At 48.9% G+C, this 21,490-nt stretch carries 17 protein-coding genes; 7 read left to right on the top strand and 10 right to left on the bottom strand.

Annotated elements, in window-relative coordinates; translation table 11 throughout:
• The first annotated feature begins 47 nt into the window (after positions 1-47).
• Entirely contained in the window at positions 48-1,259 is a 1,212-nt protein-coding gene (locus D1627_RS13755; RefSeq protein WP_158607188.1) for a glycosyltransferase, read from the top strand.
• Here D1627_RS13755 and D1627_RS13750 read toward each other — a convergent pair.
• The gene (locus D1627_RS13750; protein WP_119432825.1) at positions 1,256-2,674 is read right to left on the bottom strand and encodes a lipopolysaccharide biosynthesis protein; all 1,419 of its coding nucleotides are present in this window, start codon (positions 2,672-2,674) and stop codon (positions 1,256-1,258) included. The two genes, D1627_RS13755 and D1627_RS13750, sit on opposite strands and share 4 nt — an antisense overlap.
• Positions 2,675-3,014: 340 nt before the next feature.
• Here D1627_RS13750 and D1627_RS13745 point away from each other — a divergent pair, with 340 nt between their 5' ends.
• The 3 genes from D1627_RS13745 to D1627_RS13735 all read left to right on the top strand — a co-directional run bounded on the left by D1627_RS13745 (position 3,015) and on the right by D1627_RS13735 (position 6,162).
• A complete protein-coding gene (locus D1627_RS13745; protein WP_199688443.1) occupies positions 3,015-4,406 on the top strand; it encodes a PSP1 domain-containing protein in 1,392 nt (463 codons plus the stop codon).
• A complete protein-coding gene (locus D1627_RS13740; RefSeq protein WP_119432823.1) occupies positions 4,399-4,881 on the top strand; it encodes a gliding motility lipoprotein GldH in 483 nt (160 codons plus the stop codon). The genes D1627_RS13745 and D1627_RS13740 overlap by 8 nt, the downstream gene beginning before the upstream one ends.
• Before the next feature lie 192 nt (positions 4,882-5,073).
• Entirely contained in the window at positions 5,074-6,162 is a 1,089-nt protein-coding gene (locus D1627_RS13735) for an endonuclease/exonuclease/phosphatase family protein (RefSeq protein WP_119432822.1), read from the top strand.
• 90 nt (positions 6,163-6,252) lie between these two features.
• Here D1627_RS13735 and D1627_RS13730 read toward each other — a convergent pair whose 3' ends face one another.
• Positions 6,253-6,444 (bottom strand): cold-shock protein, encoded by a 192-nt coding sequence (locus D1627_RS13730; protein WP_025609190.1) that lies wholly within the window; start codon positions 6,442-6,444, stop codon positions 6,253-6,255.
• A 442-nt stretch (positions 6,445-6,886) separates the two neighbouring features.
• Positions 6,887-7,210 (bottom strand): hypothetical protein, encoded by a 324-nt coding sequence (locus tag D1627_RS13725; protein ID WP_147383308.1) that lies wholly within the window; start codon positions 7,208-7,210, stop codon positions 6,887-6,889.
• A gap of 64 nt (positions 7,211-7,274) precedes the next feature.
• On the opposite strand from D1627_RS13725, the gene D1627_RS13720 reads away from it, so the two are divergent.
• Positions 7,275-8,585 (top strand): hypothetical protein, encoded by a 1,311-nt coding sequence (locus D1627_RS13720; protein WP_233555632.1) that lies wholly within the window; start codon positions 7,275-7,277, stop codon positions 8,583-8,585.
• Between the two features lie 87 nt (positions 8,586-8,672).
• On the opposite strand, the gene D1627_RS13715 is transcribed toward D1627_RS13720, so the two are convergent.
• The 3 genes from D1627_RS13715 to D1627_RS13705 form a co-directional block, all read right to left on the bottom strand.
• Positions 8,673-9,548 (bottom strand): SDR family oxidoreductase, encoded by an 876-nt coding sequence (locus tag D1627_RS13715; protein WP_119432820.1) that lies wholly within the window; start codon positions 9,546-9,548, stop codon positions 8,673-8,675.
• Positions 9,549-9,652: 104 nt separating this feature from the next.
• Positions 9,653-10,501: a hypothetical protein gene (locus D1627_RS13710; RefSeq protein ID WP_119432819.1), complete on the bottom strand. Its 849-nt coding sequence runs from the start codon at positions 10,499-10,501 to the stop codon at positions 9,653-9,655.
• 163 nt (positions 10,502-10,664) lie between these two features.
• Positions 10,665-14,609, bottom strand: coding sequence for an AAA domain-containing protein (locus D1627_RS13705; RefSeq protein WP_119432818.1), 3,945 nt, complete (start codon positions 14,607-14,609; stop codon positions 10,665-10,667).
• Positions 14,610-14,744: 135 nt separating this feature from the next.
• Between D1627_RS13705 and D1627_RS13700 the strand changes: the two genes are divergently transcribed.
• Entirely contained in the window at positions 14,745-15,503 is a 759-nt protein-coding gene (locus tag D1627_RS13700; protein ID WP_147383306.1) for a hypothetical protein, read from the top strand.
• A gap of 140 nt (positions 15,504-15,643) precedes the next feature.
• Positions 15,644-16,735 carry an alpha/beta hydrolase family protein gene (locus D1627_RS13695; protein WP_119433033.1) on the top strand — a complete coding sequence of 364 codons (1,092 nt, stop codon included), beginning with the start codon at positions 15,644-15,646 and terminating at the stop codon, positions 16,733-16,735.
• 6 nt (positions 16,736-16,741) lie between these two features.
• Here the strand turns inward: D1627_RS13695 and D1627_RS13690 are convergent, their stop codons facing one another.
• The 4 genes from D1627_RS13690 to D1627_RS13675 all read right to left on the bottom strand — a co-directional run bounded on the left by D1627_RS13690 (position 16,742) and on the right by D1627_RS13675 (position 21,229).
• Complete coding sequence (locus D1627_RS13690) at positions 16,742-17,683, bottom strand: ComEA family DNA-binding protein (protein ID WP_119432816.1); 942 nt, start codon at positions 17,681-17,683, stop codon at positions 16,742-16,744.
• A 173-nt stretch (positions 17,684-17,856) separates the two neighbouring features.
• Entirely contained in the window at positions 17,857-19,509 is a 1,653-nt protein-coding gene (locus tag D1627_RS13685) for a sodium-dependent transporter (protein WP_119432815.1), read from the bottom strand.
• Between the two features lie 158 nt (positions 19,510-19,667).
• Positions 19,668-20,579, bottom strand: a complete 912-nt coding sequence (locus D1627_RS13680; protein WP_119432814.1) for an SDR family oxidoreductase — start codon at positions 20,577-20,579, stop codon at positions 19,668-19,670.
• Positions 20,580-20,581: 2 nt separating this feature from the next.
• Positions 20,582-21,229 carry a peptidylprolyl isomerase gene (locus D1627_RS13675; protein WP_119433032.1) on the bottom strand — a complete coding sequence of 216 codons (648 nt, stop codon included), beginning with the start codon at positions 21,227-21,229 and terminating at the stop codon, positions 20,582-20,584.
• Between the last annotated feature and the right edge of the window lie 261 nt (positions 21,230-21,490).

Below are 21,490 nucleotides of genomic sequence, written 5' to 3'. Positions count from 1 at the left end.
TTTTTGTAATCCAATCGTTTGCTTACCTGGTAATGCCGGCACACCCTATGAATATCTTTATCATCCCTTCCTGGTTTCCTTCAGATGACCACCCTGTTAGTGGCGTAATGATTAAAGAACAAACAGAAGCGTTTTGTAAATATTACCCAGAAGTAAATATTGGCATTAGTAATTGGGCGCAACAAGATGAAAGATATCTTTTATGGTCTAAAGACCATTTCAAAAACCTAAAAAAAGTCATCACTTCAAGTACCTTTTCTTACGCTTACCAGCTGCTGCCTAATCTAAAAGTTTACTGCAAACCCACTTTTACATGGTCAAAGAAAATAAAAGCCGGAAACATCAAGAATGTTATAAAAGCAAATTTAAATAACCTTACTGCTTTCGAGGCAGAATATGGCCCTGTGGATGTTATTCATGCTCATGCTGCTTTCCCGGCTGGCCGTATTGCCATGGAAATTTCCAACAAAAGAGATGTCCCATATTGCATAACAGAGCATATGGGACCATTCCCATTTCCTGAAATACTAGCTAAACAAGGTAACTTAAATAAAGTGTATAAACAGGTTTATAAGTATGCCGCTGCAAACATAGCTGTAAGCCCCTATCAGGCTAGCCTCATGAAACGAGTAGGTATAAATACCCGCGTGATTCCAAACTTCATAAATGAAAGTGTTTTTAAACCTTCCGATTATAAAGTCAAGCCTAACAGAAAATTCACGTTTTTCTCACTCTCCTATATAGCACCTAATAAAGGCACAGAAATACTGATTCAGGCAGCAAAGGCAGTTATTGATGATGGATATGATATAGAATTTAGAATAGGCGGAGAAGGTCCTTTTTCGGCATATTGCAAAGATCTCACAGAGCAGCTAGGAATAGAAAACAACATTCTCTGGCTAGGTGATATTAATCGTGATAGTGTTCTTTCAGAGTTTCAAAATTGTGATGCGTTTGTGTTGCCAAGCCAATACGAATCTATGGGGATTGTATATGTTGAGGCCATTGCATGCGGGAAACCAATTATTTCGACCAAGTGTGGTGGTCCTGAAACCACAGTAACAAAGCAAAATGGCCTGTTGTCTGATAAAAACGATAGTAGAGATTTGGCTAGAGCTATAAAGCACTTAGTGGATCGCTATGGATGTTATGATAGCGCTGAAATCAGAAATGACTTTTTAAGAAGGTTCTCTACCCAAGCAGTGGCACCCAAACTTTTAAGTATGTATGAGGAGTGTATGCAACCAAATAGTAATTAATATTTTAATTGCTTTACCATAAACCAAGAGATGAAAGCATATGTAGTTCCTATCAGCAGCGTAACAAGCAGCTTCATGTTAACAGAGAACTCTACAAAAAAATAAACTACTATTAGCAACAGAACCGTTATAGCCAACCACGTTAAGGGATAAAACGGGACAGAGTTTTCCTGTCGAAAGCTTTTTAGATAGAATCCACTGTACCCCATATACATTAAAGTTAAAAAAGTGCTGTATGCAGCAGCCTTAACTCCAAACACTGGTACAAAAATCAAGTTTAAAACAATATTCCCTATACTAGCAACGAGCGAAATCTTCCATAAATTTTGTGTTTTTTGGTTAAATGATAGCCATTGCACAGCCGCTAGATGCATAGGTATATAATTGTACCCCATCAAAATAATTATTGCTAAGGGATATGCCTGCTGCAGCGTATCATTTTTAATGAGGAGCTCAAAAATCTCCTTCATCCACAGGCTTAAAACCGAAGTTGCAGCAAGGAATAACAGCTGTAAAATGTGCGTTAACGAGCGCACTTCCATATTTCTTACAAGCCCCTCTTCCTTAGCATACAACTTAAGGTATAAGGGACTTGCAGAATATACAATAGCCTGAGCTGCTGCGGAAAAGTATAATCCAAAGCTAGAGGCTATATTGTATGCGCCGATGTTCCTTATAGGTACTCTAACCGCATCCATCACTATCTTGTCTGAGGCATCAAGCAAAATATATGAAACATGATGGGGTATTGCGGGTAACCCGACCTTAAGCAGCGCTGAGACACGACGCTTCTTGAAAAGAAAAATAGGCCATAAGCCTTCTATAAAGTATATTGGATACAAATAGTAGGCAAAACTTAAGGCGGCTCCAATAAAGCTCGAGTAAAACCAACCCATGTAGCCTAAATTCATGAAGGCTATAAAGTATACATTAAGCACTACTAATATAGCCCCGATAATAAAGGTGTGAAGCGCTACCGGAAAAGGCTTTTGCTTAAGATAATATAAAAACCCACCTTGGAAGGTGGTATGATTGAAGAAAAGCGCAGGTACAAGGTTTAACAGTATGATAGTCCAGCGGTTGCCAAAAGCCTCCTCAGGCAGTATATAGTAGAGCGCAAAACCTAAGAGAAAGCCATAGATAACCGACCACAGGGTGACGATCCCGCCTATCTGCCGCCACACCCATTTATACCTTGTAGGGTATTTCACAAAGGCGTTTGCCATTACCACGCTCAACCCCAGCGACTGCACTACGCCTAGCGCTGACACATACGCCGTAACTACCCCGGCCACGCCATAATCGGCTGAGGTCAGGTGAGGCGTAATGATGGGTAAGGCAAGGATGCCTGCAACGCGTGGGATTTGCGCTGCCAGTGCATAAATTGCCGCATGAGACAGTAATTTCCGAAGCATCCCCCAAAATTATACTTTAATTCTAAGCCTGCCGCAAGTCAGCAATTATTTCGCTTAAGGCTTTATACTTGGCTTTGCTCAGTTGCCAATGTAAGCATGCAGAAAAAAGCATATTTGTACTTTTAGGGGCTGCAAAAGCAAAAGCCTAAAAATTTAGTATATTTGTTAATTAACGAAATTCGAAAACAAGAATTAGATAGCTATATAAGGAGATTAAACTGTGGGATGTAGTTCATGTTCTAGTGGCGGATGCAGCACCGGCGTAAGCGGCTGCAAAAGCAACGGCGGTTGCAGCACAGGAGGCTGTAACCGTTTAAATGTGTTCGACTGGCTCAGCGATATGGAAATACCTACATCGTTTGAGGAGTTCGATATTATTGAAGTAAGATTTAAAGGCGGACGAAAAGATTTCTTCCGCAACATAAACCGTTTAGACCTTACCACTGGCGATGCCGTGGTAGTGGACGTGCCCAACGGCCACCATATTGGCTTTGTATCGTTGAAAGGGGAGCTTGTGCGCCTGCAGATGCTGAAGAAGAAAGTGGATAACAACGAGGAGATCCGCAGTATCTACCGCATTGCCACCGAGCGCGATATGGAGAAGTTTAACGAGGCCCGCGACCAGGAAGGCACTACCATGTACCGCAGCCGTGAGATCATCCAGATGCTTGGGCTTAAAATGAAGCTCTCCGATGTGGAGTACCAGGCCGATAAGAGCAAAGCAACTTTCTTTTATTCTGCCGATGACCGCGTTGACTTCCGTGACCTGATCAAGAAGCTGGCCGAAGAGTTTAAGATTCGTATTGAGATGCGCCAGATCAGTTTGCGCCATGAGGCTGGCCGCTTAGGCGGCATCGGCTCGTGTGGCCGTGAACTTTGCTGCTCTACCTGGCTCACCGATTTTAAAAGCGTTTCTACTACGGCGGCACGTTACCAAAACCTCTCGCTTAATCCAAGCAAACTCAGCGGCCAGTGCGGGCGCCTGAAGTGCTGCCTGAACTATGAGTTGGAAACGTATATGGAGGCCCTCAAGGATATCCCTACCGTTAACCGCCCGCTGCAAACACAGCAAGGCGACGCCATACTTCAGAAAACGGATATCTTTAAGCGCATGATGTGGTTCGGCTATAAAGGCGACAATAACTGGTACCCAGTACCTGTGGAGCGCGTGCAAGAGATACTAGAGCAAAATGCCAAAGGCATTGCTGTGGATATGCTGCTGCCGGAAGCTTTGGAAGAGCCGAAACAAAATGAATTTGTTGCGCAGGTAGAGGGCAGCCTCGAACGACTAGACGATAAGTTCAAGAACAAAAAGAAGAAGAAAAAGAAGAAGAAAAGACCAGCAGGCACTGCCGAAACGCAGCAACCAGAGCAAGCGTCTGAGGCACCGCAGGCCAGAAGAGAGAGACCAGAACGCCCAGCGCAGGCCAAAGACGGAGAGCAAGAGCAACGGCCTCGCAGGCAGCGCCCTCCTCGTAATAAAAGTAGGAACCAGGAAGGCCGCGACGAAAAGCAAAGCCGTGAGCCTCGCGAAGCGCGCGAGCCAAGAGAGCGCCGTGAAAAGCGTGAGCCAAGACCGCCAAGAGCAAACCAGCCTGCAAATACAGCAGCTACACCAGAGGGCAGCGCACCATCAGGCGGAGAGCAACAGCGCCCTAAAAAGCGCTCGCGCAAGCCTTTCAGAGGCAAGAAACCGGATCAAGGAAATAAACCGCCGCGTACCGATGCGTAAGTATTTTGCAATTTGGGCAGCAGCATTGCTGTTGCTGCTCACCTCTTGCGACCCTGCCAGGGTATACGAACAAAACATCGATTTGCCTGAAGGAAGCTGGCAGATTGACAATGCGCCCGTATTTGAGTTTGAGATACAGGATACAACGCAGGTTTATGATATATACTTTAATGTGCGCTACAACCTGCAGTATGATTTTTATAACCTGTATATGCGCCATCAATTGCTTGCCCCCGATAGCACACAGATCTCTGCAAAATTGCATGAGGTGTTGCTAATGGATGCTAAAACGGGCAAGCCCTTAGGCAATGGATCCAGCGATATTTATGACTTGCAGGCGCTTGCCCTTGATAATGTAAAGTTCAGTAAGCAAGGCAAGTACTCCTTAAAGCTTACCCAATACATGCGCCGTGACCCACTTCCACATATTCTGGCAGTTGGCGTGCGTGTTGCCAAAGCATCCCCTAAAGAGTAAGCGTAAGGGCATATAGCAGTAAGACAAAATCTCCCTGTCAGTTCTTGATATTAGAATTGGCAGGGAGATTTTTTTTAGGCTAAGTATAAGTTCATCTGGATCGACATTAACACGTACAAAGTAACGTAAGCAACTATTGCCTGAATGTAAGAGTATGCAGAAGCATCCACCCCATTAAGCACCCACAACTACATGGAGAACACATTAATAATATTAGGTTTTATTTTAACCTTATTTTCTTTTCTGCCGCTTATTTCATCACCGCTCTGGTGGATCAGGGTACTCGACTTCCCCAGACTGCATGTAGCCGTTCTGCTCACAATTGTTCTGGCGGCTTACCTTATATTTTATGGCGCTGCAAGCCTCGGGGAATATGCCATGGTAACGGTTTGGGCAATTGCCATACTTAATGAACTCCGGTACATCATCAACTTTACACCGCTCAAAAAGGTGGAGGCGCTGCGCAATAAAGATAAAAATCCGGCTAATGCCTTTACATTGATGATAGCCAATGTGCGCATGGTTAACGACAAGTATGACAAGTTTCTGGAGCGGGTATTACATGAGAACCCCGACATGCTGATTATGAATGAGCCTAACCAGGCCTGGCACGACAATGTATGCAAGGTGCTGGATGAGCGCTACCCATACTCTATAAAGAAACCGCTAGAGAACACCTATGGCATGTTGTTCTGGAGTAAAAACAAGCTGCACGACAGCGAGATCCGATACTTGGTAGAAGATGGCATACCTTCTTTCTACACGGTAGTGGAGTTACCGAGCGGCAATAAGATTTGCCTGTTTACCGTGCACCCACAACCGCCACGACTAATGCTGAACACCGAAACACGCGAGGCAGAGTTGCTGCTAGTGGCAAAGCAAGCAAAGAAAGCCCCTTACCCTTCTATCGTAGCCGGCGACCTGAACGATGTGGCTTGGTCCAGAACTACAAAGCTGTTCAAGGAAATAAGCAGTATGATCGATCCTCGCGTGGGCCGTGGGTTTTATAATACATACAATGCTAAGATTCCTGTTTTCCGATATCCGTTAGACCACGTTTTTTATGATCAGGAGTTCAGGCTTGTAAGCTTGCGCAGGCTGGAGAAATTTGGCTCAGACCACTTTCCTATCGCTATTACGCTTAGCTATGAGCCGCAGCGCGAAGAAGAGCAAGCGCACCCGCACGCCGACCAGGAAGACAAGCAAGAAACCAACGAGTTGATTGAGGAAGGCCTTGAGAAAGGAGAGAAGAAAAACCAAGAGAAACACCAGAACCAATAACCCAAATTCTAGCAAACAAAAAACCCGCTCAGTTGCCTGAGCGGGTAAAAGTCTTCTTAACAATGCCTTGCGGCTATTGATAGCTTTAACCTAGATTCTCTCTACGTTGATAGCGTTCAAACCTTTTTTACCATCTTTAACCTCGAAAGAAACACGGTCGTTCTCACGGATTTCGTGGATCAGACCTGACTGATGCACGAAGATGTCTTGATTAGTGTCATCTTCCACGATGAAACCGAAACCTTTTGATACGTTAAAGAATTTTACTTTACCTGTCTTCATTGTAATAAATAATTAATATGCGGCAAAGGTAAGTATAACTTTCGGATTAGTAACCAACATCCCACAAAATTAATAACAAAAACACCATCAAGTACTTAGCCACAACTTTAACAATTTTATCCCTTGTTTCCTCACAATTTAACCCTGCCTTTGGCAAGTGCTAAGTATCCATGTTTTACGCGGCTCCAAGCTGCTCCGGGTTCAGGGATACACTTTAATATAGCAATAACCATGTGCGATGTGGTTCGTATAGCTAAAACGTTCTGTTACACCTAAAAAGGGCCATTATCACAAAATCTTAAGGCGTAACGGCAACTAAAAATCATAGACTTGCAGCAAGGCCCCACTAGCCTGTGATAAAGTATAACCGGGGGCACAACAAACTTAATAAACGTCAACTATAAACTAAGGAGATCAAAACTATGAAAGACACTGAAAAGAATCAAAACCAAGGGCAGTCATCTAACCTGTCCAGCAGCTCATCGAGCAGCACTAACCCGACATCATCCTCATCTAGCAATATATCTGGCAGTACAAGTATAGGCACAGACAGTAATAGCAGCAGCTCTACAAGCCCAAGCAGCTCGTCTTCCTCTACCTCATCAGGCACTACGCCAAAGAGCAGCACTTCAAGCGGAAGCAAAACTACTGGCTCTACGTCAAAATCATCAACAACAAAAGTGAAGGCAGGCTCTTCATCCAAGAAATCAGCCAAATCTACAGATGACACTACCTCATCTTCTAACAAGAAGAGCAGCTCAAGCACAGGTAGTTCCGACAGCTCTAGCAACAGAAATCAAAACCTTTCGGAGTATGGCAATTATGGTTCCATGACCAGTGGTTCGTCGCAGGGCTTCGAAGGCTCTGACCAAGACAGGCAGGAGTATAGCAGCCAAAGCGGCTTTGGATATGGCTCAAACAGATCAGGGGGTTATGAAGGCCAGCAGCAAAGCGGTGGCTATCAGAGCGGCTATGGCTCATCGCAACGCAACGATGATATGAACCGTGGGTATGGCTCACACCAAAGTGGTTATGGTTCGCAGCAAAGTGGCTACGGCTCTCAGCAGAGTGGATATGGTTCGCAAGGCGGCTATAACTATGGCAACCAGGGTGGTATGGAAGGCAACCGCGTTCGCTCCCAGGACCAGTACTCTAACGAGATGTATGGCCACCGCGGCGGCATGCAAGGCGGCTACCAAGACCGTGAAGGCGACATGCAGGGCGGCTATGGCGTCATGAACGACCAAGGCGGCATGGGGCGCTACAACCAGCGCGGAAGCATGGGCGGCTACGGCGGGCAAGGGAATTATGGTTCACAAAGCAACTATGGTTCCGCCTCGCAAGAGTATAGCAGCCAGGGCGGCTATGGCTCATCAAGAGGTGGTGGGTATGGCAGCGGCTCTTCTTCACAGGGCGGCTATCAGCAAAGCTACGGACAAGGAGACTACGGCCAACGCGCAACAGGCTACCAAGGTGGTTATAGCTCCGGCCAGCATAGCTCTAACTCCGGACAAAGCAATTATGGCCAGCAGGGTTACGGCGACAGAGACCGCTACGGCTCTATGGGCTATGGCTCTAGCAGGGGCATGAGCGAATATGACAGAGACAACCGTGGCTCACAACGAGGTTGGGATTCGCAAAGCTCTATGCAAGGCGGCTACGGTAGCCAGGGCGGATATGGCTCCAGAGGTGGTTCTTATAACGATGAGTATCGCTCCGATCGTTCTGACCGCTCCGGCAGATACGGCTCACAAGGCAGCGATTATAGCCAAAATTACAGCTCAGGAGGCCACGGGTCATCCGGCAGAAACGCTGATAGAGGCGGCTACGGCGACAGCAACTATAACCGCGGCATGAGTGGTGGTTACGGTTATGGCTCCGGAAGCTCAAACCAAGGCAGTGATTTCTCTGGCCGATACGGCCAAAGCGGTTACGGTGCTGGTGGCTATGGCCAGGGCGGCTACGGTGGCGATCAAAGCCGTTACGGTTCCATGGACAGCAGCACATCATACTATGGCGATAACCGCGGCTCTAGCTCTCGTGAGAACTACCGAGGCTACAGCGATAGAGACGATAGCCAGCAGCATCAGGATCAGCAGTTTAAATCGCGCCGCAGCAACCGCTACCGTGATATCGACTAAATCTAAAGTATATTTTTAACTAAAAAGGCCTCCCAGCTATCTGGGAGGCCTTTTTTATGGCACATAAAAAAGGTGATAAAGTAATCTTTACATAAAGCAGTCTTTATGGTCTTCCAGGAACTGGCGCATGGTGTGGGGCTTTCTGCCGGTTACTTCCTGAACCGTGCTCGTTAGCTTCGCGGCATGGCCTGCTTTGTATACTTTATACAGTTCCAGCAACGCATCGGCCATCCATTCCGGCATGCCTTCTTCTGCCATAGCTTTTTTAGCGGCAGGCTCAGGCACATCCTCAAACTCAATCTGTTTGCCTGTTACCTCACTCAACAGCTGCGCCACCTCGTAATTTGATAAAGCTTCCGGCCCGGTAATCTCGTATGCTTTGCCTTCGTGCCCAGCGCTGGTGAGCGCTTCCACGCCAACTGCCGCAATATCACGGGCATCTACATAACTTACTTTCCCATCGCCGGTAGGCATATAGAAGCGGCCTTCCTTCTTTATACTTTCAGCGCTGTAATCGATGTAGTTTTGCATAAAGGATGAAGGCCTCAGAAAAGTATAGCTGATGCCGCTCTGTTTGATATATTCCTCCACCTCGCGGTGCATGCGGCCCATAAGTATGCCATGCTCGGCATCGGCGCCCATTGCCGATAAGCTTACAATGTGCTTTACGCCTGCTTTTTTAGCTTCATCGATCAGGGTTTTCGCCATTTGCACTTGGTCATCGGCAAACGGCACGATCATACATACTTTGTCGGCGTGCGTAAAGGCTGCGTGCAACGACTCCGGCTCTTCAAAATCTATCTCTACGATCTCCACATCGGGCAAACGTTTCAGGTTTTCGCCTTTAATCAGGGAGTGCACGCCGGCACGCACCCGAATGTCGCCATCCAGCATCGACAGTTGTTTTACTACTTCGCGGCCCACCGTACCTGTGGCGCCTGTTACTAATATGGTTGTGTGCATAATTTGTTTTCTTGAGTGTATACTCTCTAGTACGGCGGTTTTAATATTGTTGATGGCTAATTGTTGACGAACGGCCGTTAAGCGGGCTTCTGGCTAACCTGTAACTACTTTTTCCGGCGTGGACTAAGTATAAATACCTTGCCATTCTCGTTGGTGAGGAGGAGCTGGTTTGGGGAAGTATAAAGTATGGCTTCGGCCTGACCGGTTTTGCCAACAGGTAGGCAGTAACGCTTGCCCATCAGGCTGATGCGCCCCTCGGTTACTTCAAAGAAATATACTTTGCCGTAGCCAAGTATGGCGAACTGCCTGCCTCCCGGTGCTATCGCTGCAGCTGTTGCCATGGCGCTGGCCGGCAGGCTTTCCTGCAGCTTTGCCACATAACTCCCGCCCGCAGCCGGTAGCGTGTATAGCTTGATCTGCTTCTGCCTGTCACGGCTTTTAGAGAACAGGTAGAGCGAATCCTGGTGGTAAAAGAAGGCCTCCAGGTCGAAGTTTAGATTTTCTTTAGCCGGCGGGAAGGCGGTTTGGTCCTCAAAAGTAAAAGCGATGGTATCCGCAACGCTTAGCTTAGGCTTACGAAGTATGTAGATGCGTAGGTCTTGCCGTGTGTTCAGGTTGTTGCCAAAGTCCCCGATGTATAGGTTCTCATTGCTCTCGGCTAGCTCTTCCCAGTCGTGGTTTGTAAGTGGCAAAGGCTGTGTCTCCAGTAGGTCTCCGTTCAGGCCAACGCGGTGAAGCGCTGCAGCTGTCCCTCCATCGCCGTGCGTCCAAAAGGTACTATCGGGGGCGTGCGCCAGGCCGGAGCTTTCCTGCACCCGCTCATCCAACTGCGCTACTTTCCTCAGTTTATACTTCATCTCCGGCCTCTCGAAACCACCCGCACGCCTATCAGCCCCACAGCCACAGAACAGCGCCTGAAGGTATACATACACGGTGAAGATCTTGTAAAGCAAAGCAGTTAGAGAGTTTCGGAGTTAAAGAAGTTAGAAGGTTAGAATGTTTGGAAGTTAGAAAGTCGGTAAAATTATTCTTGGAGTTAAAAAGTATGATAAAGCTATACATTACGCACCGATAAGGGCAAGTGCAAGGTACAAATTGGAAAAACTTTCTAACCTTTTAACTTTCTAACATTTTAACTCCCCCCAACACTTTCTCCGGTTGTTCCCAGAACTGGCGGCTGTAGATGCGGGTGTAGGGCCAGTGGCGCTGTTGCAGCAGTTGCGGGATATCTGCATGCGAGTGGCGCACCGAAAGCGCACTAAAGTACAGGTTATCGTCTGTAAGTATAACGCCTTCAAAAGCGCCTTTTACCACTTGTGTCAGGTCAGCGAAGGGTACTTCCTCTTTCAGCTGTGGCACTTGCTGGGCAAGTCGGTCTTTAAGCAACGGCACCTGGCTAGGCAAGCTGTGCTTTTTAGGCTGATACTCGAAGTAACGCCGGCTTACCTGTTGGGCATAATGCAAGAAATCTTTCAGCAGTTTAGGGCCTGCGTGCAGCGTGTTTTCTACCTGCAGCTGCTCCGCCCGGATGCTGCTGACAACCACCATCTGCTGTTTGGCGCGAGTAATGGCTACATTCAATCGGTTTTCGCCGCCGGCTTGGTTCAGGCTGCCGAATTGCATGGCCATGCGGCCTTTTTCATCGGGCGCATAGCCCACCGAAAGTATGACCACATCCTTCTCATCGCCCTGTATGTTCTCAATATTCTTTACCAACAAGGAGTCTGGGAGCGTAATTTTCTGCGCTTGGGCGGCTTCCTCCAGCAGGTCCTGCACCAGCATTTGCTGGTTATAGTTAAACGTGATGACACCCAGGTTCTCCTGCCCGGCTTGCAGGCATTGCAGCACCAACTCCACCACACGCTGCGCCTCGGCCAGGTTCTGGTTACCCTGCCAGAGGCCATGCACTTTCATGAACTTTATAGCCGGCTGGCGGGCGTTGGCATCCTGCAGTTCGGGTATCAGCTCCAGCTTGTTTTTGTAGAAATACCGGTTCGAGAACTCGATCAGTTCCGGGTAGCGGCTGCGGTAATGCTGCGTAAGCATGGTTTGCGGTAGGTATAGCCCACACAGATCCAGCAGCGATTCGGCCGAGAGCTCTTCTACCTCTTCCTCACCGTCCGTGCCGCTCCAGCGGGTGCGGTACAGGTCCGATGGCTTTAGCTGCTGCGCATCGCCGGCTACCACCACCTGGCGGCCACGGAGCATGGCAGGTATTCCTGTTTCGGCGTAGCATTGCGAGGCCTCATCGAAAATCACCAGGTCAAAGCAGCGCTCTAGCGGCAGCACCGCCGAAACCGTTTCGGGCGAAGCCAGCCAGCAGGGCACCAGGTCCAGCATCTCCTCCGAGAAAAGAGAAAAGAGTTTGCGCAAAGGATACAAGCTGCGCTTTTTACTAACCTGCGCCAGCAAACGTCGATAGGTAACAGGGTTGCCAAGCCGGTTCAGCTCGATATCTTTATAAGCCTGCTCCCGCAACCGCGACAGCACAATTTCGTGGCTTAGTTCCTGCTTTTGGGCAAGCAACTGCTGCAGCTCCTGCTCTACACGCTCCATCTCACCGTTGCTGGGCATACGCAACTCCGGGTGCTGCCCTTCCAGCTCGTGCAGCCAGGCCAGGTACAGGCTATTAAGGAAAAGTGCCTCGCCCTCTTCCGCCGTTTTTATACTTTGCTCCAGTAGCAGCGCAGCCACTTGCCGTTCTGCCTCAGTGAAGTTTGCCAGCAAGCCATCAAAAACAACCAAGTGCTCAAATACTTCCGGCAACTCTATCAGTAAAGCCTCTTGATAGGCTTTATCCTGTGTCAGGCGGTTAATTTGCGTTTCGGTGAGTAATTTTAGCCATGAGCTATAGGTCGCCTGTGCATGGTTTATACGTTGTGCCAGCATAGGCAAGTGTTCCTGCAGTTGTACCACGCTCAGCAATTTCTCGTGCAGCACCTGGCGGCTATGCAGCTGCCGGAGCAGTTTATGTACGTGTATGGCCTGTTCAATTACCTGCAGCCGCTGTAGCACTTCGCTCGGGTTCTGGGTTATCTTTAAGCCATCTTTCAGGTTGGTATTGATGCCTTTTATCAGTTCTTCGGCTTGGCTGCGCAGCACCAGGCGCCGCTGCAACTCGCCTACACCCGCCTCATCCAGGGTCAGTTTATACTTAGCCAGCGCACGTCTCAGGGTTTGTTTCTCTGGAGAGAACGCCCATATAATACGTTGCAGCCATTGCTCCTGCTGTGCTTCATATTTCGCTAATGCAGCTTTCACGGCAGGTAGCTTCTCAGCGCTGATAGCGGCATCCGGAGCCGGCAAGACTTGGTATAGCGCTTTTAATCGCAGCACTTGAGACTGCAATTCTTTAGGCTCTGCTTTCTGCTGCAGTAACGGCAACAGCGCCGGGAGCACATCTTCCTGCGCTAGCAACTCCTGCAGCTTGCTTATACTTTCTAATGCCGATGTATACTTTGGTAGCTCTTCCAGTGTGAACGTATAGCCACTCAGGTCGCTAAGGCTCTTTTTAAGCGAAGCATACGCCGTGGGCAACTCACCTATCAGCTGCTCCAGCTCTTGCCGTTGCTGCCAAGTATAGCTTTGCATGTTGCGCCGCTCCTGCCATACAAAATCCGGCTTTTGCCAGGGTATGGCTTTTTGCAGATATTGGCGTAGGCGTGGCAGATAATCAGCTACCGTTTGGGCAGTAAGGTTTTTAAAGTATGAATTAAGCGAAATATGTGGCTGGTGCAGGCTGCTGCGCAAGTATAGCTCCTTGGCAGACCAGCCACTTTGGCTCGTATCGAACAGGGCGCTTCTAAAGTTTTGCAGCTTTTCCAGGTGCTTGTTTATACCTCGGCTCACCTCCAGAAAAGTGCGGTCGGTGTAGATGCTGTTGAGAGCCAGGTTCTGTTTTTTATACTCATCCAGCTGCTCTATCTGCTCGCGCAGCTGATTAAAAATAGCTTTGCGGTCGGCGTTGATGTCGTGCACCAGGGCTGCAAAAGGGCCCAGCCCCTGGCTTGAGAGCCGGCGATGCACCACATCCAGGGCAGCGCGCTTTTGGCTTATCACCAGCACTTTTTTGCCGCGCGCCGTAAAGTCAGACACCAGATTGCAAATCAGCTGCGACTTGCCCGTACCCGGAGGCCCCTGAACCACTACCGATCTCCCCTGCTTTACGGCCTGCAATGCTGCTTCCTGCGAGGCATCCATGGCAAAAGCCGAGAATGTGTGCTGCGCCTGCGTAGCCGGGTTTATACTTGTTTCAACCGTACCGAACAGTTGCTCCATTTCCTGTAGCTCCTCCTGCTCCAGCAGTGCATCATAATCCGAGAGCAAAAAAGAGGCAGCCTGCGGAAAAATCCCCAGCACGGCTTCCTGCTCAAGGTATAGCTGCCCGGGCTTCAGGTTGGCTTCGTAATCGGCTTTTTTATACTCGGTAAAGGACGTTAATTTATCGGTAAAGAACTCGCGGCCTACATTTATACTTAGCTGCTGTGCCTTTAGCAATTCGTATACCTGCGTGCGGAACTCCAGGGGTTGTTGTGGCAAGGTGCTCAGGTCCAGTTCCAGCAGTTCCTCAGCCAGCGGCGTGCCCATATAATGCGCGTAAGCCAACAAAAAGCTTTGGTTAAATTGTGGAGGCTGTGCCTCGTCGGGTTGCAGCTCCCATTCCTGGGCCGCGTTTACCTGCAGCCGCACCGGGAAGAAAAGCAACGGGCAGCGCACCGCCGTGCCATCCGAGAACTTGCCATGCACAAAGGGCCAGCCTACATATAACTCCTTGCTGCCACGCTCCTCAAACAGCATGTCGGCTTTGCGCTTTATAAAGCGCAGGCGGCGGCTTGCGGCGGCTACAGGCGCTTGGCGGCTGTCGGCGTAAGGGCTCAGACTGATCTTTTTTCTGCCGCTCAAGAGCTTCTCCAGCACCTCAAAGGCAGGTTTGCCATTCAGAAAATCCAGTACCTCTACATCCAGGTGCAGCTCCCGGTACAGGCGCAGCAGCACCAGCGCCCTGTTGCCAGAGCCGAGGTTTAGTAATCTGCGTCGGTAGTTTTTGAGGATATCTTTCATGGTGTTACTGCCCCGTTAACGAAAGAAGCCGGGGTAAAGTCTAAGCGAATCGGGCAAGTTAGCAGGTTTTTGGCTCAGTTAGAAGTATGGCTTCGTGCGGATATGCTTATATTGCAATCCTTTTCCTTGATGATTATGATCGCCTCCGTTGTTTCTGGACTCGTTTTTATTTTGCTCGTTAGCCTGTTCCCCCACAAGCAGCGCTCTGTAAAAAACTATGACGCGCTGCTGCAACTCAACCAGTACAAGTATAATATCTATGAGATTTTCTCGATCATCCCGCTTTTCTTCTTTGTTGGCCTTATCTGCTATATAACCTATTTGCTCGGCAACGATGTGCAAAACCTAATCTTTAGCGGCCGTACCGTAGACATCGCCATTTATCCGCCTGATACTTTTTGGCTAGCATCGGGGCTTTGCTTTGGGTTTGGGTTGATTGTGCCTCCAATGGAACTGCTGTATCGCATTCTGCTTGGCGAGGAATATGACATCTACACAGAATACACGAACCGAAAACATGGCTACGATGGGTTCAGGGTGCTTCGGCCAATCTGCCTGGCCTTCGTAGTTGTCGGGTTGGCTGTATCGGTGCTGGGTTTGGGATGGTATAAAGAAATAACCGCGGATCGTATCCTGATAAACGACTTCTTTTCGCTGCGTCCGCAAACATATACCGTATCAGATGTAAGATCCTTGACGCGCTACGAGAAAAGCATAAACGCTGATGGCTTTGAAAAACCTGATCTACACTATAAAATCGTATTTACCGATGGCCGTGTCTGGGATACTTCGGATAACTTTCATGAGGTATCGCCTGAGGTATATGGGCAGGTAATTCAGCATATACTTTCACGGTCTTCACTTACGCTTCAGCATCAGGAAACAGACCGTTAAGTAAGTATCGTTGTACTTCTGACCTAGCCAAACCATCCCGTAAAGGAAGCATTATACAGCGTTTGTACAACATTTTTCTATGCATACAGTTCTCTTAAAAGTATAACCAATATTTACCTTTGCGCCTGTTTAAAGCTATCATGAAGATAAACGCTCCATCATTTATACTTCTGTGCACTCTGTTCCTCTGCCTTGGGCTATCCTCCTGCCGCCACGATAAGCCCATTCCGCCTATTGCGCGCATGGAAAAGTATACTACCGTGAAGCAGTACCCGGGCAAGGTAAGCGCCGAGAGCCTGGCTGCCTGGGAAAAAGCTCTGCCAGAAATTCAGGATGTCAGGATTAGGTCTACGCTGGATGGGAAACAGGAACCGGCACTTTTCTATGCTTCTAAGTCGAGCCGCAGCAAGCCGCTGCTTGTGGTGCTGCACAGCTGGAGCAATACATACTTGCAGGTACCTTCGCTGCCGTTTGCGCTTTGGGCCGAGAAGTATGACTGGGCCTTTATACAGCCGAATTACCGTGGCATTTTTGATAACCCGGATGCCATGGCATCTGATTTAGCCATACAGGATATTGTGGATGCGGTAGCTTATGCCAAAGAACACGCCGACATCGACACCACGCGTATTTACCTGCTCGGTGCCTCAGGCGGTGCCATGACCTCGCTGGTAGCTGCTGGTCGGCACCCGGAAATATGGGCGGGCGTGGCAGCATGGGTTCCTGTGTTCGACATCCCGGACTGGTATGATTTTAACCTGTACTATCCGCACCGCAAGTATATCGCCCAAATTGAAAACGCTTTGGGAGGAAAGCCGCTACCAGAAACAGCCGCTGCCGAAGAAGGGAAAAAACGCAGCCCCAGCACATACATGGAGCAACTCAAAGACGTGCCCATTTTGCTGGCACATGGCATAAACGACCTACTAGTGCCGCCCAGTCATTCCATCCGCGCATTTAACATACTGGCGCAGCCGCAGGACACTATTTCTCAAGAGCAAATGGAATATATTGTTAAAGAGCAGGCTATGCCAGAGAGCTTGCAGGGCCAGGTTGCCAACAAGTACTTCGCTGCCCGCGACCCAAAAGTTGTGTTTAGCCGCACTTCTGGCAATGCCAGCCTTTTCCTTTTCGTGGGCGTGCACGATATGGCCTATAACCCTACGCTGCTCTGGCTAAACGATCAGCAGAAGAAAGCACCGACCCAGCAAACCCCTTCTTCTGAAGAGTAAACTTCCCTACTCCACCCCCAAATAGGGCCTGACTTTCTCGAGCAGCTCTGGCGTAACCAGCTTTATCTTCCGGAGATCATCTACTTGCTTATACTTGCCGTGCTGCTCGCGGTAGGCCACAATGGCGCGCGCCACATTCGAGGAAATATAAGGATGTGCCTTAAGCTCGTCGGCAGTGGCGGTGTTTATACTTAGCTGCTGTATTGGGTTGCTTTTTGGCACGAAGGTATACTTTAGCAGGCTATCTACTACTTCCGGTTGCAGGCCATACACTTCACGCAGTTGCTCCATCGTATAAAACCCGCCCAAGCCATTTCTATACTTTATGATCCGGGCCGATAGCTTGCTGCCTATGCCGCGTATTTGCTTGAGCTGTGTTGTATCGGCGTTATTTATGTTGAAGGGTGCAAGTATGAATTTCTCGCGGGGCGGGCGGTTGCGGTTCCAAGTCGGGTTTGGCTGGTTGGCCGCATAGGCACCGCGTTTATACTTGTCGGGCCGCTGCTCAGGCAAATCAATGTAAGGGTAAAGCCGCTGGAAAACCGAATCAGGGAGGCCATAGATCCTGCCTAGCTCTGCCTTGTAAGTTAAGTCCCCGATTTTGCTGCGGTAGTTAAGTATGCGCTGCGCCAGGTACTTTGGCAAACCAAAAGCCTGCCACTGCTCCAGGCTGAGTTGGTTTGGGTTAAACGGATGCAATGCCACAGCAGGCACACTATACTTGCCCGCTCGCTCGGGCTGCTTGGCCTCCAGCTGTGCCACCAGGCTATCCAATAACTGCCGGTCCTGCACCGAGGAGAACTGGCCGCTTTGCGCAGGATAAAGCCATCTAAAAAGAAAAGGTGCTGCCGTAAGCAGCACCAGTAAGGTGAGTAGCACCAGAAACGCGTTAACCTCGCGCTGCGAAAAGCCAAAGTTTCTGCGTATCCAGTGCTTTATTTTTTTCATGTATGCTTCTACGGTCTTACCTGGCGTTCAGGTTCGTCGTCGTTATCAAGGTAAGAATCAGGTTCCGGTTTAGGCGGCGTATTTATTACCCGTATGAAAAAATATATCATTAGGCCAGTTACCAAAAACATAGTGGCAAGCATGACAACAAGTGCAGATGTATTCATGGTTCGTTAAATTCGTCCTTCTCTAACTCTTTTCTTATAGGCAATGTATACCAGCAGCGCAATGCTCAGGAATACAGTTACCAGCAATACACGTGAGGCGTTCACGAAGAACAGCGTATCCTGCAGTTGCTGAATCACGGCAGGGTCAGTGGCTGCGGCCAACTTCTCCTTCAGATCTGCGTTCATCAGCTTTTTGATGATCGAGCTGTTATCCAGCACCCAGTTTCCGCTTAGGGCCGCTCCCCAGTCACCGCCTTTTGGCGTAACCAAAGACCCGATAAATACCCACAGCAACAACAGCGGCGTGATAAACTTGATGATGAAGCGGTAAATACCCGGCACTTTAATATCGGCACCGGAGTTGATCTCGCGCCACCCTTTGTTCATACCAAACACCCAAGCAAACAGAATCGTCTCGAACAAAGCAAATACCACCAGCGATACCGTTCCGGCCCAATAATCATACTCATCGAACACCCCATACTTAAAGAACAGCACAGTTGGCATACCAAGTATAAGTACGATCAAGCCAAAAGACCATGCTGCTGATTTGCGGCGCCAGTTAAACTCATCCTGCAAAAAGCCGATCCAAGGTGTACCCATAGCCAGTGATGATGTGATACCCGCAAAGAAGAGCAAGCCAAACCACATAAAACCAGCAACAGCACCAATTGTATCGCCCCATTGGAAGAACAAGTATGGCAAGGTTTTAAAGCCAAGGCCTAAGCCACCTAGTTGCACCAGTTCTGTTACGCGATCGATACCAAGGTAACCGATTGAGATCGGGATCAGAATAGAAGAGCCTAATACAACCTCTACGAATTCGTTCATCCAACCAGCCGACATAGCATTCAGGGCAATATCGTCTTTAGAGCGCACATAGGAAGCGTAGCAATGCACTGTACCCATACCTACTGACAGCGTGAAGAAAATCTGGCCGGCTGCGGCAAGCCATACTGTCGGCGACCAAAGCTGATCGTAGTTTGGAGTCCAGAGAAAATTAAGGCCCACAGCGCTGTCGTTGATGGCACCGTTCTCGCCGGCAGTCACTGTAAAGCCTTTATAGGCCAGAAACGCACCAAACACAATAAGCATCGGCATACCGATTTTAGCCACACGCTCTACACCTTTGGCTAAGCCCTGCGAAAGAATCCAGGTGTTAAGCAGCAAACAGATCACGAAGAACACGATAGGCTCAAAAGGGATGCCTAACGTTGACTTGCCTAAGCTTACGTACTCGTTAAAAAACGCTGCCACGCCATCCTGGTCTAAACCAGCGAAAGTTCCTCCTATCGAATGGAAGACGTAAGAAAGCGTCCAGGACTCAAGGTAGCAGTAGTAAGAGGCAACGGCAATGTTTGTCCAGATACCGAACACGCCAATATACTTCCAAAGTCTGTTCTTGTGCATGGTATCCACAATAAACGGTGTGGAGTGGTGCCCGAACTTGCCTCCGAAGCGGCCCATAGACCATTCTATCCAGAGGAGGGGAATACCCATTACTAAAAAGCAGACAAGGTAAGGGATAATGAACGCGCCACCGCCGTTCTGCACCGCCTGCACCGGGAATCGCAGGAAGTTTCCGAGACCTACGGCGTTACCGGCCATCGCCAAAATCAGACCGACGCGTGAGCCCCAGGATTCTTTGTTAGCACTCATAAAATAAGGTAGAAGTGTTTAGTTAGTTTAGTTTGGTTAAGGTACTAAGGTCGTAATAAACTGAAATTTAGGAATACAATATAGATAATGCATCCGATAGCTCCATTAAAAATCAGATATTTTTAATGTTGGGTTAGTGAAATAAAGTCTCCGGAAAACTATTGTTGCACCGCTGCCTGCTCCGCTACCAGCCTGATGCCCTCGTCAAAAGTATGAGGGCGGTAGCCCAGCTCAGTTTCTGCTTTACGGATAATAAAGCCTGTGCGCGCCGGGCGCTTGGCAGGCTGCGAGAAAGTATTGGCATCAGCCTTGTCTATCAGAGATTTATCTAAGGCAAAGAAGTCTGCCACCTGCATAGCCATGTCGTAAGGTGTTAGCATTTCGCTACCAGAGATGTTGTAGATACCTTCGGCGTCCTTGTCAGCGGCAAGCCAGCAACCCATTGCCAGGTCCTCGGCCAGGGTTGGCGTCCGGAACTGGTCTGTAACCACTTTAATTACTTTGCCGGCCTGCAGGCTATCGCGCACCCAAAGCACTATGTTGGAGCGGCCATAGTCGTGGGCAACGCCATACACCAGCACGGTGCGCAGAATGGCCCATTTGCATTTGGCCTGCTTTACCACTTCTTCTGCCATCAGTTTGGTTTCGCCGTAGAAATTCACGGGGTTTGCCGCAGCTTCTTCATCGTAAGGGCCGTTTTCGCCATCAAATATAAAGTCGGTGCTTACATGAATGAGATGGGCGTTGTACTTCTCGCAGGCACTTACTAGATACTGCACCGCATCACGGTTTAGCAGTATGGCCCCGTCACGGTCGCTTTCGCATTGGTCCACGTTGGTCATGGCTGCCGTGTGGATGATGTGCGTAGGCTGAAACTCGCTTACCACCTGCTCTACCTGCTCGGGCCTGGTTACATCCATACTTCTGAATGCCAAAGTTGGGTAAAGGGCGGCCAGTTTGTTTTCGCCACGGCTGGTAGCCAGTACTTCTACTTCTGGGTTGGGTAACAGCAGCTCGGCAAGTTTTTGCCCCAGCAGCCCGTTAGATCCTGTAATCAGTATTCTTTCCATAGTTATTTCTTTTCCAGTGTTTGGGTGCTATAGTTGTAGTCATACTTCTTGGCGATCTTCTTCTTCTTCACCGCTTCCACACTTACTTTCATTTTCACGTCAGACAGCGGGCGGTCGCGGCCATCTTTCGGCAGCTCGGCTATTTTGTCCACTACCTCCAGGCCATCCACCACCTGCCCGAACACAGTGTATACTTCATCCAGCATAGGGGTGCCGTTGTGGTTTTCCACTATATAAAACTGCGAGCCGCTGCTTGCGCGGGAGGGGTTCACGCGGTCGTCCTGGCGGGCAGCTGCCACAGCTCCGCGCACATGCTTGTGCGCCGGATTGATTTCGGCGGGTACGGTATAGCCCGGGCTACCTGCCCCGTCGTTGCGCGGGTCATCGTCTTTGGTGTTCGGATCGCCGCCCTGTATCATAAAGCCGTCTATCACGCGGTGGAAGTTGGTGCCATTGTAAAAACCCTCTTTGGCCAGTTTCAGGAAGTTAGCCTTGTGTTGCGGCGTATCGTCGAACAGCACCAGCTTTATATCGCCTTGTGCCGTGGAGATGGTTACGAGTTGGTCTTTGCCTTTGGGTTTTTGGGCTGATACGGCTAATGGCAGCATGGCAGCTAAGGCCAAAGCAGCTATACGTTTAAGGAGCTTCATACTTCTGATCTTGTTCTGTTTTAGTTCATACTTGTTGCCGGCCATAGCTGGCAGGTTCTCAAAATTAAACCTTTTTGGCTCTCTATGTAATGTTTCGGGCTTTTTTAGCGCAAGCTTGTATCAAAGGGAGTAATATGCAAAGTATAACAGGGACAACTGCTCAGGCAAATTCAGGTCAGACAATTTTTAAAATATAACTATATCAATTAATTTATGTACTGGTGTATGCAATCTGGCCGTAAACTTTACATTGGCGGCAGA

It is taken from the genome of Pontibacter oryzae, from assembly GCF_003576375.1.
GTDB lineage: Bacteria > Bacteroidota > Bacteroidia > Cytophagales > Hymenobacteraceae > Pontibacter > Pontibacter oryzae.
The sequence above is the reverse complement of the archived record's forward strand: the minus strand, read 5'-3'. Positions and strand labels throughout refer to the sequence as shown.

What these genes read in the sequence shown, in the direction of transcription:
- D1627_RS13755 (WP_158607188.1), top strand. Translation starts at nt 48, where the DNA reads ATGAATATCTTTATCATCCCTTCCTGGTTTCCTTCAGATGACCACCCT.
- D1627_RS13750 (WP_119432825.1), bottom strand. Translation starts at nt 2,674, where the DNA reads ATGCTTCGGAAATTACTGTCTCATGCGGCAATTTATGCACTGGCAGCG.
- D1627_RS13745 (WP_199688443.1), top strand. Translation starts at nt 3,015, where the DNA reads ATGGAAATACCTACATCGTTTGAGGAGTTCGATATTATTGAAGTAAGA.
- D1627_RS13740 (WP_119432823.1), top strand. Translation starts at nt 4,399, where the DNA reads ATGCGTAAGTATTTTGCAATTTGGGCAGCAGCATTGCTGTTGCTGCTC.
- D1627_RS13735 (WP_119432822.1), top strand. Translation starts at nt 5,074, where the DNA reads ATGGAGAACACATTAATAATATTAGGTTTTATTTTAACCTTATTTTCT.
- D1627_RS13730 (WP_025609190.1), bottom strand. Translation starts at nt 6,444, where the DNA reads ATGAAGACAGGTAAAGTAAAATTCTTTAACGTATCAAAAGGTTTCGGT.
- D1627_RS13720 (WP_233555632.1), top strand. Translation starts at nt 7,275, where the DNA reads ATGACCAGTGGTTCGTCGCAGGGCTTCGAAGGCTCTGACCAAGACAGG.
- D1627_RS13715 (WP_119432820.1), bottom strand. Translation starts at nt 9,548, where the DNA reads ATGCACACAACCATATTAGTAACAGGCGCCACAGGTACGGTGGGCCGC.
- D1627_RS13705 (WP_119432818.1), bottom strand. Translation starts at nt 14,609, where the DNA reads ATGAAAGATATCCTCAAAAACTACCGACGCAGATTACTAAACCTCGGC.
- D1627_RS13700 (WP_147383306.1), top strand. Translation starts at nt 14,745, where the DNA reads ATGATCGCCTCCGTTGTTTCTGGACTCGTTTTTATTTTGCTCGTTAGC.
- D1627_RS13695 (WP_119433033.1), top strand. Translation starts at nt 15,644, where the DNA reads ATGAAGATAAACGCTCCATCATTTATACTTCTGTGCACTCTGTTCCTC.
- D1627_RS13690 (WP_119432816.1), bottom strand. Translation starts at nt 17,683, where the DNA reads ATGAAAAAAATAAAGCACTGGATACGCAGAAACTTTGGCTTTTCGCAG.
- D1627_RS13685 (WP_119432815.1), bottom strand. Translation starts at nt 19,509, where the DNA reads ATGAGTGCTAACAAAGAATCCTGGGGCTCACGCGTCGGTCTGATTTTG.
- D1627_RS13680 (WP_119432814.1), bottom strand. Translation starts at nt 20,579, where the DNA reads ATGGAAAGAATACTGATTACAGGATCTAACGGGCTGCTGGGGCAAAAA.
- D1627_RS13675 (WP_119433032.1), bottom strand. Translation starts at nt 21,229, where the DNA reads ATGAAGCTCCTTAAACGTATAGCTGCTTTGGCCTTAGCTGCCATGCTG.